This window comes from Pseudomonas sp. GWSMS-1 (assembly GCF_049847425.1).
GTDB lineage: Bacteria > Pseudomonadota > Gammaproteobacteria > Pseudomonadales > Pseudomonadaceae > Aquipseudomonas.
Genome location: NZ_JBMHHV010000005.1, coordinates 564691 through 578858 on the forward strand (window position 1 = coordinate 564691; position 14168 = coordinate 578858).

Annotated in this window: 6 protein-coding genes, 2 tRNA genes and 3 rRNA genes; 8 read left to right on the forward strand and 3 right to left on the reverse strand. The window is 56.4% G+C overall.

The annotated features are described in order from the left end of the window. Positions 1 to 277: 277 nt before the first annotated feature. From ACEPAJ_RS05995 to ACEPAJ_RS06030, 8 genes are all read left to right on the forward strand, one after another. A 16S ribosomal RNA gene (locus ACEPAJ_RS05995) occupies positions 278 to 1814 on the forward strand. A gap of 65 nt (positions 1815 to 1879) precedes the next feature. Further along, a tRNA-Ile gene (locus ACEPAJ_RS06000) sits at positions 1880 to 1956 on the forward strand. Positions 1957 to 1987: 31 nt separating this feature from the next. Next, positions 1988 to 2063: transfer RNA gene (locus ACEPAJ_RS06005), tRNA-Ala, on the forward strand. Positions 2064 to 2307: 244 nt separating this feature from the next. Beyond that, positions 2308 to 5197, forward strand: a 23S ribosomal RNA gene (locus tag ACEPAJ_RS06010). A 133-nt stretch (positions 5198 to 5330) separates the two neighbouring features. Further along, a 5S ribosomal RNA gene (rrf, locus tag ACEPAJ_RS06015) occupies positions 5331 to 5446 on the forward strand. Together the 16S, 23S and 5S rRNA genes with 2 tRNA genes alongside form the textbook arrangement of a ribosomal RNA operon. Before the next feature lie 145 nt (positions 5447 to 5591). Beyond that, positions 5592 to 6251, forward strand: a complete 660-nt coding sequence (locus tag ACEPAJ_RS06020) for a paraquat-inducible protein A (protein ID WP_425914118.1) — start codon at positions 5592 to 5594, stop codon at positions 6249 to 6251. Next, positions 6238 to 6861: a paraquat-inducible protein A gene (locus tag ACEPAJ_RS06025; protein WP_425914120.1), complete on the forward strand. Its 624-nt coding sequence runs from the start codon at positions 6238 to 6240 to the stop codon at positions 6859 to 6861. Before ACEPAJ_RS06020 ends, ACEPAJ_RS06025 begins: the two co-directional genes overlap by 14 nt. After that, positions 6854 to 9157 (forward strand): MlaD family protein, encoded by a 2304-nt coding sequence (locus ACEPAJ_RS06030; protein ID WP_425914122.1) that lies wholly within the window; start codon positions 6854 to 6856, stop codon positions 9155 to 9157. Before ACEPAJ_RS06025 ends, ACEPAJ_RS06030 begins: the two co-directional genes overlap by 8 nt. Positions 9158 to 9290: 133 nt before the next feature. On the opposite strand, the gene mksF is transcribed toward ACEPAJ_RS06030, so the two are convergent. From mksF to mksB, 3 genes are read right to left on the reverse strand one after another with little or no spacing between them, the layout of a single operon-like run. After that, positions 9291 to 12167, reverse strand: coding sequence for an Mks condensin complex protein MksF (gene mksF / locus ACEPAJ_RS06035; RefSeq protein ID WP_425914124.1), 2877 nt, complete (start codon positions 12165 to 12167; stop codon positions 9291 to 9293). Next, positions 12164 to 12859 (reverse strand): Mks condensin complex protein MksE, encoded by a 696-nt coding sequence (gene mksE, locus ACEPAJ_RS06040; RefSeq protein ID WP_425914126.1) that lies wholly within the window; start codon positions 12857 to 12859, stop codon positions 12164 to 12166. The genes mksF and mksE overlap by 4 nt, the downstream gene beginning before the upstream one ends. Beyond that, positions 12856 to 14106, reverse strand: coding sequence for an Mks condensin complex protein MksB (gene mksB, locus ACEPAJ_RS06045; protein ID WP_425914128.1), 1251 nt, complete (start codon positions 14104 to 14106; stop codon positions 12856 to 12858). The genes mksE and mksB overlap by 4 nt, the downstream gene beginning before the upstream one ends. Positions 14107 to 14168: the final 62 nt, after the last annotated feature.

The window sequence follows — 14168 nt, forward strand, 5'->3', positions numbered from 1 at the left end:
ACCTAGAGATGTAATGCAAGTCGTTGACTAGAAAGAGAAATCTTCGAAAAACAGCTTGACTAAACAAGAGGCTGCTGTAGAATTCGCGCCTCGGTTGAGACGAAAGACTTAACCACCGCTCTTTAACAACTGAATCAAGCAATTCGTGTGGGTGCTTGTGAGGTAAGACTGCTAGTCGCAAGATTATCAGCATCACAAGTTACTCCGCGAGAAATCAAAGATGTAACCAACGATTGCTGAGCTAGGTTTAGGGTTTTCTCAAAACCCAAGCAGTATTGAACTGAAGAGTTTGATCATGGCTCAGATTGAACGCTGGCGGCAGGCCTAACACATGCAAGTCGAGCGGTAGAGAGAAGCTTGCTTCTCTTGAGAGCGGCGGACGGGTGAGTAATGCCTAGGAATCTGCCTAGTGGTGGGGGATAACGTTCGGAAACGGACGCTAATACCGCATACGTCCTACGGGAGAAAGCGGGGGACCTTCGGGCCTCGCGCCATTAGATGAGCCTAGGTCGGATTAGCTAGTTGGTGAGGTAATGGCTCACCAAGGCTACGATCCGTAACTGGTCTGAGAGGATGATCAGTCACACTGGAACTGAGACACGGTCCAGACTCCTACGGGAGGCAGCAGTGGGGAATATTGGACAATGGGCGAAAGCCTGATCCAGCCATGCCGCGTGTGTGAAGAAGGTCTTCGGATTGTAAAGCACTTTAAGTTGGGAGGAAGGGTAGTAACTTAATACGTTGCTACTTTGACGTTACCGACAGAATAAGCACCGGCTAACTTCGTGCCAGCAGCCGCGGTAATACGAAGGGTGCAAGCGTTAATCGGAATTACTGGGCGTAAAGCGCGCGTAGGTGGTTCAGTAAGTTGGATGTGAAATCCCCGGGCTCAACCTGGGAACTGCATCCAAAACTGCTGAGCTAGAGTACGGTAGAGGGTAGTGGAATTTCCTGTGTAGCGGTGAAATGCGTAGATATAGGAAGGAACACCAGTGGCGAAGGCGACTACCTGGACTGGTACTGACACTGAGGTGCGAAAGCGTGGGGAGCAAACAGGATTAGATACCCTGGTAGTCCACGCCGTAAACGATGTCAACTAGCCGTTGGGAGTCTTGAACTCTTAGTGGCGCAGCTAACGCATTAAGTTGACCGCCTGGGGAGTACGGCCGCAAGGTTAAAACTCAAATGAATTGACGGGGGCCCGCACAAGCGGTGGAGCATGTGGTTTAATTCGAAGCAACGCGAAGAACCTTACCTGGCCTTGACATGCTGAGAACTTTCTAGAGATAGATTGGTGCCTTCGGGAACTCAGACACAGGTGCTGCATGGCTGTCGTCAGCTCGTGTCGTGAGATGTTGGGTTAAGTCCCGTAACGAGCGCAACCCTTGTCCTTAGTTACCAGCACGTAATGGTGGGAACTCTAAGGAGACTGCCGGTGACAAACCGGAGGAAGGTGGGGATGACGTCAAGTCATCATGGCCCTTACGGCCAGGGCTACACACGTGCTACAATGGTCGGTACAAAGGGTTGCCAAGCCGCGAGGTGGAGCTAATCCCATAAAACCGATCGTAGTCCGGATCGCAGTCTGCAACTCGACTGCGTGAAGTCGGAATCGCTAGTAATCGTGAATCAGAATGTCACGGTGAATACGTTCCCGGGCCTTGTACACACCGCCCGTCACACCATGGGAGTGGGTTGCACCAGAAGTAGCTAGTCTAACCCTCGGGAGGACGGTTACCACGGTGTGATTCATGACTGGGGTGAAGTCGTAACAAGGTAGCCGTAGGGGAACCTGCGGCTGGATCACCTCCTTAATCGAAGACTTCAGCTTCTTCATAAGTTCCCACACGAATTGCTTGATTCATTGAAAAAGACGATTGGGTCTGTAGCTCAGTTGGTTAGAGCGCACCCCTGATAAGGGTGAGGTCGGCAGTTCGAATCTGCCCAGACCCACCAATTGTTGTGGGGTTTGGCCTTGTACGAATATGGGGCCATAGCTCAGCTGGGAGAGCGCCTGCCTTGCACGCAGGAGGTCAGCGGTTCGATCCCGCTTGGCTCCACCATATACAGCATAGTAAGAGTTCAGAAATGAACGTTCCTGCTAACAGCAGATGAATGTTGATTTCTGGTCTTTGACCAGTAAGAAAATCGTTCTTTAAAAATTTGGGTATGTGATAGAAGTGACTGATTAATTACTTTCACTGGTAATTAATTTGGTCAAGGTAAAATTTGTAGTTCTCAATTGCAAATTTTCGGCGAATGTCGTCTTCACGTTAGAGACAATAACCAGATTGCTTGGGGTTATATGGTCAAGTGAAGAAGCGCATACGGTGGATGCCTTGGCAGTCAGAGGCGATGAAAGACGTTGTAGCCTGCGATAAGCTCCGGGGAGTCGGCAAACAGACTTTGATCCGGAGATCTCTGAATGGGGGAACCCAGCCAGCATAAGCTGGTTATCACACACTAAATACATAGGTGTGTGAGGCGAACCAGGGGAACTGAAACATCTAAGTACCCTGAGGAATAGAAATCAACCGAGATTCCCTTAGTAGTGGCGAGCGAACGGGGACTAGCCCTTAAGTTGATTTGAGATTAGTGGAAGGCTCTGGAAAGTGCCGCCGTAGTGGGTGATAGCCCCGTACACGAAAATCTCTTATCAATGAAATCGAGTAGGACGGAGCACGAGAAACTTTGTCTGAATATGGGGGGACCATCCTCCAAGGCTAAATACTACTGACTGACCGATAGTGAACTAGTACCGTGAGGGAAAGGCGAAAAGAACCCCGGAGAGGGGAGTGAAATAGATCCTGAAACCGTATGCGTACAAGCAGTGGGAGCCCACTTTGTTGGGTGACTGCGTACCTTTTGTATAATGGGTCAGCGACTTATATTCAGTGGCGAGCTTAACCGAATAGGGGAGGCGTAGCGAAAGCGAGTCTTAATAGGGCGACAGTCGCTGGGTATAGACCCGAAACCGGGCGATCTATCCATGGGCAGGTTGAAGGTTGGGTAACACTAACTGGAGGACCGAACCGACTACCGTTGAAAAGTTAGCGGATGACCTGTGGATCGGAGTGAAAGGCTAATCAAGCTCGGAGATAGCTGGTTCTCCTCGAAAGCTATTTAGGTAGCGCCTCGTGTATCACTGTTGGGGGTAGAGCACTGTTTCGGCTAGGGGGTCATCCCGACTTACCAAACCGATGCAAACTCCGAATACCAACAAGTGTCAGCACGGGAGACACACGGCGGGTGCTAACGTCCGTCGTGAAAAGGGAAACAACCCAGACCGTCAGCTAAGGTCCCAAAGTTATGGTTAAGTGGGAAACGATGTGGGAAGGCTTAGACAGCTAGGAAGTTGGCTTAGAAGCAGCCATCTTTTAAAGAAAGCGTAATAGCTCACTAGTCGAGTCGGCCTGCGCGGAAGATGTAACGGGGCTCAAACCATACACCGAAGCTACGGGTTCATCTTAGGATGAGCGGTAGAGGAGCGTTCTGTAAGCCTGTGAAGGTGAGTTGAGAAGCTTGCTGGAGGTATCAGAAGTGCGAATGCTGACATGAGTAACGACAATGGGAGTGAAAAACTCCCACGCCGAAAGACCAAGGTTTCCTGCGCAACGTTAATCGACGCAGGGTGAGTCGGCCCCTAAGGTGAGGCAGAAATGCGTAATCGATGGGAAACGGGTTAATATTCCCGTACTTCTAATTACTGCGATGGAGGGACGGAGAAGGCTAGGCCAGCACGGCGTTGGTTGTCCGTGTTTAAGGTGGTAGGCTGAATGCTTAGGTAAATCCGGGCGTTCAAGGCCGAGAACTGATGACGAGTTATCTTTTAGATGACGAAGTGGTTGATGCCATGCTTCCAGGAAAAGCTTCTAAGCTTCAGGTAATTAGGAACCGTACCCCAAACCGACACAGGTGGTTAGGTAGAGAATACCAAGGCGCTTGAGAGAACTCGGGTGAAGGAACTAGGCAAAATGGCACCGTAACTTCGGGAGAAGGTGCGCCGGTGAGGGTGAAGCATTTACTGCGTAAGCCCATGCCGGTCGAAGATACCAGGCCGCTGCGACTGTTTATTAAAAACACAGCACTCTGCAAACACGAAAGTGGACGTATAGGGTGTGACGCCTGCCCGGTGCCGGAAGGTTAATTGATGGGGTTAGCTAACGCGAAGCTCTTGATCGAAGCCCCGGTAAACGGCGGCCGTAACTATAACGGTCCTAAGGTAGCGAAATTCCTTGTCGGGTAAGTTCCGACCTGCACGAATGGCGTAACGATGGCGGCGCTGTCTCCACCCGAGACTCAGTGAAATTGAAATCGCTGTGAAGATGCAGTGTATCCGCGGCTAGACGGAAAGACCCCGTGAACCTTTACTATAGCTTTGCACTGGACTTTGAGTTTGCTTGTGTAGGATAGGTGGGAGGCTTTGAAGCGTGGACGCCAGTTCGCGTGGAGCCAACCTTGAAATACCACCCTGGCAACCTTGAGGTTCTAACTCTGGTCCGTTATCCGGATCGAGGACAGTGTATGGTGGGTAGTTTGACTGGGGCGGTCTCCTCCTAAAGAGTAACGGAGGAGTACGAAGGTGCGCTCAGACCGGTCGGAAATCGGTCGTAGAGTATAAAGGCAAAAGCGCGCTTGACTGCGAGACAGACACGTCGAGCAGGTACGAAAGTAGGTCTTAGTGATCCGGTGGTTCTGTATGGAAGGGCCATCGCTCAACGGATAAAAGGTACTCCGGGGATAACAGGCTGATACCGCCCAAGAGTTCATATCGACGGCGGTGTTTGGCACCTCGATGTCGGCTCATCACATCCTGGGGCTGAAGCCGGTCCCAAGGGTATGGCTGTTCGCCATTTAAAGTGGTACGCGAGCTGGGTTTAGAACGTCGTGAGACAGTTCGGTCCCTATCTGCCGTGGACGTTTGAGATTTGAAAGGGGCTGCTCCTAGTACGAGAGGACCGGAGTGGACGAACCTCTGGTGTTCCGGTTGTCACGCCAGTGGCATTGCCGGGTAGCTATGTTCGGAAAAGATAACCGCTGAAAGCATCTAAGCGGGAAACTTGCCTTGAGATGAGATCTCACTGGAACCTTGAGTTCCCTAAAGGGCCGTCGAAGACTACGACGTTGATAGGTTGGGTGTGTAAGCGCTGTGAGGCGTTGAGCTAACCAATACTAATTGCCCGTGAGGCTTGACCATATAACACCCAAACAATTTGATGTTTGTGTGTCTCTATGAAGACTGCAACAGCCGAAAATTTGTAAGAACACAGCTACCTTTATCACATACCCAATTCGGAGCAGCGTCTAACGACGATACTCCAGCTGAATCGCTTGACGACCATAGAGCATTGGAACCACCTGATCCCATCCCGAACTCAGTAGTGAAACGATGCATCGCCGATGGTAGTGTGGGGTTTCCCCATGTGAGAGTAGGTCATCGTCAAGCACCTATACCAAAACCCCCGATCAGGAAACTGGTCGGGGGTTTTACTTTGTGCGCCGAAAATATAAGCCGCGCTGCCAAGCCTTGATAGGCAACCAAACTGTGCGTAGCTTTGGTGCTTTAACGCACCTTCATCAGAGTCATTTTCATGGCCGATCCGGCATCCTCTGAAATACTTTCCGGGCTTGAGCTTAATCAGCTTATTGCCTGCCATGAGTGCGATCTGTTGCTGCGCAGGCCCCAGGCTTGCGCTGGTGAGCGAGTTGAGTGCCCACGCTGTGGGTGTGAGTTGTTCACCCGGCGTACTCAGGTTATACGCCGCAGCATGGCGTTGGTGATTGCGGCTTTACTGTTATATATCCCAGCTAATTTTCTGCCGATTATGCAACTCAACTTGTTGGGACAGGCTTCGAATGACACGGTTTGGAGCGGTGTTCTCGGCCTTTATAACAACGGTATGCAGAGTGTTGCGGTGGTGGTGTTCCTCTGCAGTATGGCTGTGCCGCTGCTCAAGCTACTCTGTCAGTTTGCGGTGCTGTTGAGCATCCGCCTGGATATCGGGCGCAGCTATGGTTTATTGCTCTATCGCATTTATCACCATATGCGCGAGTGGGGCATGCTCGAGGTTTACCTGATGGGCATTCTGGTGGCCATTGTTAAGCTGGTCGATCTTGCTGAGCTGAGTATTGGTCTCGGGCTAATGTGCTTTGTTGCGTTGTTACTGGTCCAGGTCTGGCTTGAGGTGACCATGTCGCCGCATCAAATCTGGGACGCTCTATCGGGGGAGGATGAGCATGCGGGCGATTGATGCTGGGTTACTGATTTGCCACGAATGCCATCAGCTCAACCCAATACAGACTGAGCAAGGCAAACAGTTTTGCTCGCGTTGTGGTGGGCTCGTGCATGCGCGCCAACCCAATAGTTTGACGCGTACCTGGGCTTTGCTGCTGACAGCCGCGGTGCTGTATATCCCGGCTAATCTGCTGCCCATCATGACGGTCAACTCACTAGGCAAGGGGCAGTCAGATACGATCATGTCGGGTGTTATCGAATTGGTGAACTACGGCATGCTGCCCATTGCTGCGGTGGTCTTTGTCGCCAGCATTCTGGTGCCTACCTTCAAGTTGGTTGGGATCGCTTTGCTGCTGTATTCGGTGCAGCGGCATCAACCGATGTCGCCACGCCAGCGGGTGTTGATGTACCGCTTTATCGAGTGGATTGGACGTTGGTCGATGCTGGATATCTTCGTCATCGCGATTCTGGTGGCGCTTGTCAATTTTGGCAGCTTAGCCAGTATTGTCCCTGGCTATGGGGCTATGGCTTTTGCCAGTGTGGTGGTGCTGACCATGTTGGCCGCTTTAACTTTTGACCCTCGCTTGATATGGGACAACACGGATTCGGATGACGACCATGAATGACTTGCCGTTGGCTAAGACACGCCCCGCTTCAAACTGGTCGGCTATTTGGGTATTGCCGCTCATTGCTCTGCTGATTGGCGGCTGGCTGGGGTGGCGCGCCTATAACGAAGCCGGTATCGAGATCGAGGTGATGTTCGACAGTGGTGATGGCATTCAGCCGGGCAAAACAGAGGTGATCTTCAAGGGCATGCCGATTGGCAAGGTCACAGCTTTGCAATTGGATGACAGCGGCGAACAGCGTGGAGTGCTTGCGACCCTTGAAATGGACAAGCGCGTTGAGCAGCACCTGCGCAGCAATACTCGTTTCTGGTTGGTTAAACCGAGTGTTTCGTTGGCCGGTATCACCGGGCTGGAAACCCTGGTTTCGGGTAACTACATCACCGCGAGTCCAGGCGATGGCGAGCCTACGCGCGAATTCACTGCGCTGAGTGAGCCGCCGCCATTGGCTGATACGGTTCTGGGTTTGCACCTAACCCTCAAGGCGGACCGGCTTGGCTCGTTGAATAGGGACAGCCCGGTTTTCTACAAGCAGATTCAGGTGGGGCGAGTGAAGAGTTATGCCTTGGTTGAAGATCAGAATCTTATCGAGGTGAAAATCTTCATCCAGCCAGAGTTTGCGCCTCTGGTGCGCAAACATACGCGCTTCTGGAATGCCAGCGGTGTATCCATCGACGCTGGGCTCTCAGGCATAAAGGTGCGCACGGAGTCGCTGGCGAGCATTGTTGCAGGGGGTATTGCCTTCGCTACTCCCGACCATCGCAAGGACAGTCCGCCGACTGACCCAAGCCTGCCATTTCGTCTCTATGAGGATTTCGACAGTGCTCAGGCTGGCATTCGCGTATCACTGAAGCTGCATGAGTTTGATGGGCTGGAGCCGGGGCGTACGCCTGTCATGTACAAGGGCATTCAAGTCGGCCACCTGAAGACCTTTAAGGTTGATGATGATCTCAGTGGCGCTCAGGTTGAGTTGATGCTCGACCCGCGCACCGAAGATTATCTGGTCGAGGACACTGACTTCTGGATGGTCAAGCCATCCATATCCCTGGCCGGTATTACCGGGCTCGAAGCGCTCGTCAAAGGCAATTACATTGCAATTCGTCCGGGTGAGCAGGGCGCAGCGCCACAGCGTGAGTTTGTGGCGAGAGCCAAGGCGCCGCCCCTTGATCTGGCATCTCCTGGCTTGCATTTGGTGCTGTTTAGCGACGTGCGCGGTTCTTTGGAGGTTGGGAGCCCGATTCTGTTCAAGCAGCTTAAAGTCGGCTCAGTGCAGAGTTACCAACTGTCACGGGATAACAAACAAGTGGCGTTTGGCGTGCACATTGAGCCTGACTATGCGCACCTGGTTAACAGCAGCACGCGTTTCTGGAATGCCAGCGGTATTACCTTGAAAGGCGGGCTGTCCGGTGTCGAGGTCAAGAGCGAGTCGTTGCAGACGTTGCTCGCCGGCGGCATTGCGTTTGAAACACCCAATCCGCAGGCCGCGAAGAGTAGCAAGCGGATACAGCGTTTCGCCCTGTATAGCAGCCAGGACACAGCCCTTGAGAAAGGTGTCGCCTTGACCATACGAGTCCCCCGTGGTGACGGCCTGAGTGAGGGCACGGCAATTCGTTACAAGGGACTTGATGTTGGCAAGGTCGAGCGCATTGAGCTGACGGATGATTTGCAGGCGGTGATTCTGTATGCCCGTGTAACCCAGGCTACTAAACAGATTGCCCGTGCAGGCACACAGTTCTGGGTGGTCAAGCCGGAGGTCAGTCTGACCCGTGCGGCTAATCTGGAGACCCTGGTCAGCGGGCAATACCTAGAGGTGCGTCCAGCGAATAAAAGCGGCGCGGTACAAACCAACTTCACTGCTGCTGAATCTGCCCCGACGCAGAACGCCCGTGAGCAGGGGTTACGGTTGGTGCTGAGTGCGGCGCGCCGAGGCTCGATCAAGCCGGGTGTGGTGGTCAGCTATCGTGAGGTGCCGGTGGGCAAAGTGACCCATTTCGAGCTAGGCCCGACATCAGATCGGGTGCTGATACATGTTCTGATCGAGCCACGTTATGCGCCGCTGGTGCGCAGCGCGAGTCGCTTCTGGAACGCCAGCGGCATCGGTGTGGATGCTGGGTTGTTTAGCGGTGTGAAAGTGCGTACTGAGTCCCTGGAGGCTTTGCTGGAGGGCGGTATCGCCTTCGCCTCGCCGGATAACCCGCAGATGGGTGGTCCAGCAAGACCAGGGCAGACCTTTGCCCTGCACGATGAGGTGAACGAGGAGTGGTTACGCTGGGCGCCGAAGATAGCGCTGGAGCAATAACCCACAAGGGCCGCAATAGCGGCCCTTGTGGTTTTTGAGTGTCCTGACGTGCATCCGCTTGTTGGGTTACGCGGCGTCAGGCGTCTTCGTTACATCGACGAAGCGCGCCTGCGCCGCTCACCCACCCTAGGCGTTAGGCCGGTTCGGCTGTTGCGTTTGTCGGCTCGACGTTAGCCTTGTCGCTGTCGCTGTCGCTGTCGCTGTCGCTGTCGCTGTCGCTGTCGCTGTCGCGGCGCTGAATATATTTCCAATCCGCTTCGTCGATATAGATGCCATTCGGCCCGCTGCCACCCTCCAGGTCGATGGCTACGTGGGCTGAAACCTGTGGTTTTACCGAGGCCAGGATTGGCACGAAGCCCAGTTGCAGGCTGGTTTCGATCAACGCCTGCTGGTTCTTCTCGTCGATATCCGCCGCTTCGTCCAGGTAGTAAGGCAAACGCACCTTGCCGGCTTGGTCGCGGTCCATCAGGTGCAGCAACAGGTACATGTTGGTCAGCGCCTTAATGGTCATGGTGGTGCCGTTGGAGGCCGCACCATCGATGTCGGTGTGAATCACCGGCTGGCCATGCACCTTGGTGATCTCGAAGGCCAGCTCGAACAGGTCCTTCAAACCCAACTGGTTATGGTTGGCGGCCACCAGGCGTGACAGGTAATCCTTGGCTTCTTCGTTCTTGCTGTCCTGATCGCTGCTTTGTTGCAGGTCGAACACCGAGAGGGTTTCGCCTTCTTCATACTGGCCGGCGCTGTGGATGATCTGGTCGATATGCTTGAGCGCGTCCTTGTTCGGCGCGAGGACGATGCGGAAGCTTTCCAGGTTGGAGACCTGACGCTTGTTGATCTCGCGGTTGAACAGCGCCAACTGGTGTTCCAGGTTGTCGTAGTCGCTCCGTATGTTGCGCAGGGTGCGGGCAATGTCGGTCACCGCCGCGCGGCGCGCCTTGGCCAGGGTGATGGCTTCGTCCTGGCGGTGGGCGTAAGCGTTGACCAACAGATGCAGGCGGCGCTCAACATCGTCCTCGCTGTCGAACTTGGCCACGCCCTTCAGGCGCACTTGCGCGTACAGCGCCTCGATTTGACCGTCAACGCGCTGCAGGCCTTGCCAGGCGTCTTGGTAGTCATTGAGCAGCGGCAGCAGGTTGTCCAGGCTGTCGTCTACGGGGTCAGTAAACGGTGTGCCGAAGGGCAGGTCGGCCGGGAGCAGCTGGCGGCGGCGTAGGGCGTCTTCCAGGGTGCGCTCTTTGGCTTCCAGGTCGGCGAGTTGGCGGCCGACCAGTTGCAGCTTGGCGGAGAGCTGCTGCACGCGCTCGGTAAAGGCATCCGAGGCGCGCTTGAGTTCGTCCTGGGCGGCTTCCAGCTGGGCCAGCTGCTCAAGCTTCTGCGGTTCTTCAACGGCCAGGGTCTGGCTTTTGCGGAAGTCTTCCAGGGCTTTCTGCGCGTCCAGCACCGCTTGGTAAAACTGCTCGGCCTGGGCCTTGCTGGCGGCGCGGTCGGCGGCGACGGCCTGCTGGGTTTTCAGCTGTTTGTATTCGCGGTCGAGGCGATCCTTCTGGTCGCGTAGGGCGGCGCGGTCGGCCAGGGCTTGCAAGGCCGGTGGCTCGATATGCGAGAGGTCGATGGACAGGCCCGGCACCTCGAAGTGCTCGCCTTTAAAACCGTCGAGAATGGCTTCCAGGGATTTCACCCAGGCATCGCCTTCGGCAACCTGAATACCTTTCTCGCCTAATGGCAGGCTGAACAGTTGGCCATTGAACAGGCGCATCAGGCGGTCAACGTCCTGCTGGCTGAACTCTTCACGCAGGCTTGAGTAGCTGTTGTTGTCGGCGTGTTCGAGCTGCTGCTTGACCGACTTCAGGCGTTTTTCCAGATCACGCAGGCGCTCGTCCAGGTCCTCGGCGGAGAACTGCCGCGACTGCGCCAGGGCGCCGGCGAGTTCGTCGTGGGCATCCTTGGCGACCAGCAGCTGTTCTTCCAACACTTTGGCGTCGGTGACCAGGGCGAAGCGGTGTTTCAGCACCGACAGCTCGCCGAGCCAGCGTTGGATTTCGCTGATTTCGCGCTCCATGCGCATCAGCTCCTGGGTGCCGCCGCGTTGTTCCTGCTGCAGGCCGTCCTGCTCGCCGCGGTAATGCTCGGCCTGGATCACCAGCTCTTCGCGGCGTGCGCCGGCGTAGTCCTGCCAGGTGCCGAGCAGCGAGTCGAGCAGGGGCGAGATGCGGTGCAGTTTGCCGCGCAGCAGTTCGCGCTGGTTGACGCCGGCGGCCAGGGCTTCGATCAGTGGGCCGGCAGTGACCAGCGCTTGGTAGTCCTGCTCCATGCGACGTACGTCACGGAAGGCTTCCTCGGTGGCGGCGATGTAGTCGACGCTGCCCGAGCGCAGGCTGTGTTCGAAGGCATCAAGGAACAGCTGCTTGAGCTTGGCAGCGGTGATTTCGCGCATATGCAGCAGGTTGATAAACAGTGCGCGGAAGGTCTTCAGGCTCTGCTCGCTGGTGGACCGCAGCGGGATTAGGGTCAGGTCCAGCGGGATCGATGTATGCCCGCCAACCAGCAGGCGGCGCAGCTCATCAGGCTTCAGCTCGTAGGCCTTGATGCCTTCGCGCTCAAGGTTGTTGAACAGCTCGCGCTGGCGCAGGCAGGTGCCGTTCTTCTGGTAGTGCTCAAGCTCAAGAGTGCCCTGGTAGGCGAAGAACTGGTGACCGAAGCCGCCGCCTGGTCCGCGCCCGGCCACGCCGATTACATGGGGGCCGTGGGGCAGGGCGACTTCGACGAGGATATAGCTGGTGTCGCTGGCGAAGTAGAACTTGCGCGACTGTTCCAGGCTGTACTTGCCGAAGCTCATATCGGACATGCGCGCCAGAATCGGGAACTGCAGCGCGTTGATCGAGGCGGATTTACCCAGGTTGTTGGCGCCGTACACCGACAGCGGGTGTTCCAGCGGGAACAGACCGAGGCTGTAGCCAGCGGTATTCAATAGGGCGAAGCGGCGGATGCCGTAGCGTTCCTGGCTCATGCGTCGATCTCCTGGGCATCGCGTTCTTCGGCCATGGCGCGGGCCAGGGCGTCTTCTTCGGATTCGTCAGTCTCTGGTTCGCTGAGGCTGATGATCTCGTCTTCGACTTCCTCATCCAGCAGCACCGGCGTCGGCAGCGGCAGGCTGCTGTGCAGGGTGGCGGCTAGGTCGCGGTCTTGCTGCACCGAGAGGCACACATCAAGGAAGCGATGCATGGGCGCGAGGAAGCGGTAGATGCCGTTGTCCTCGCTGGCAAAGCCGAGCTGAGTCAGGCGGCGCATGATTTTTTCTTCCAGCTCTTCGACGCTGGTGACTTCGGCCTGCAGAAACAGGTCGCGGTATTTTTCCAGTAGCGCCGGCAATTCATCGCGGCCGAGGCTGCCGCCGTCGAGCACGGCCAGTGGGTCGCGGCCTTGGTCGGCCAGGTGTTCCACCAGAATGAAGGTGAACAGCGCCAGGCGCTGAGCGGTCTTATTGACCTGCGCGCCCATTTGCTCGGGCACGAAGTAATAGAAGCCACGGCTGTCGCAGGTCAGCTCATAGCCCAGGGCTTTGAACAGGGCGCGGTAGGCATCCTGCTGGCCGGCCAACTGGGTGTAGAGCTCGGGGTTGCTGCGGCTGATGTGGTAGCCCTTGAACAACTCGCGGAAGATCGGCGCGAGCTGGGTCAGTTCTTTCAGGTCGATATTCATGCGTTAGTGGTCCCGGCCGGCTTGATCAGGGCAAAGGAGCTCAGGCTGACCTGATGCTCACGGGTGAGGTAGTCGCGGCGCTCAAGGCGCTCACGCTGGAAGCGGCTGTCGCGCGAGAGGCGCGAGAACCAGTAGAGCAATTCGTCGGTGGCGCCTTCGGGTTCCTGCTCCAGTAACCAGACCATCAGGTCCGGCAGCGGCAGGGCCTGCTCGCAGCGTTCGATCATTTCCCGTGCGGTACGCGGTGCGCGTGGCGTTTCGCCTTTGCGACTGCTGTGCGCTTTGGGGAACTGTGCCGGCTTGGGCTCGAAGCGAGCCAGGGCGTAAACGTAAGCCTCAACCTGCGAGGCGGTGCCGAGAAAGGTGCTTTGCGGGCGACTGAGCAGCGGCAAGGACGCCTGCGGTACGGCGTCCAGACCCTTTTTACGGATTGCTGCCAGTGCCAGGGCGGCGCCACGGGTTACGGCGTTGTGCCGGCGCGCTTCTTCACGCAGCGGCAGCAGCAGTTCGCGGGCGCGGCGCAGGGTCAGCTGGGCGGTGGTCTGCATTTCCAGAATGCGTGCGTGGGTACGCAGCAGCAGGTCATCGTCGACCAGTTGACCGAGGCGCTGCTGTTCGCCAAGCAGGCGCAGCAGTACGTGCTCGACGCGATACACGCCTTGCTCAAAGGCACCGTCGGCGGCCACCAGCTGGATCATCGGTTCGACGTATTCGTCCCAGGTGGCCAGCACCTCGGCATAGCGCTGACGCAGCGGAATCTGCCGGTCGCTGGTCTTGGCCCGTTCGGCCACGGCAACCAGGGCTTGCTCGTCGTTGGCCAGCTTCTTTAGTACATCGCGTACGCGCATGTCGAGCAGGCGCAGCTGGCGGGCCAGGTCGGGGGCATCGCGGACTTCAAAGGCATCTTTGATATAGCCGGCCAGGCGCTCCAAATGGCGCAAGTAAGCTTCGATCTCCAGGCACAGGCCCAGGCGATGCTCGCGGCGCAGGTAGGCGAGGAAGTCGTGGATCTGCGCGTTTAGCTCGAAGCGATTCGGGCTTTTGGCCACCGGCACCAGGATATCCAGGCGGATCCATTGGTCGAGCAGGGCGGTGACATCGGTTGGCGTGCCTTCAGGCAGCTGGGTGCTGAGCTGCAAGCGCAGTTCCACCAGGCTCAGGGTGCCGGTATCGAAGCGCTCACAGAGCGGCTCGAGTAACGTCCAGTGTTCAGCAAGGGCGCGCAGTACGCGCTTGGGATCAATCATCGGGGCATCCGCTGCGTGGGCTTGGCGCGAAAAAGTGCCGATTGTACTGCATGCCATGGCCA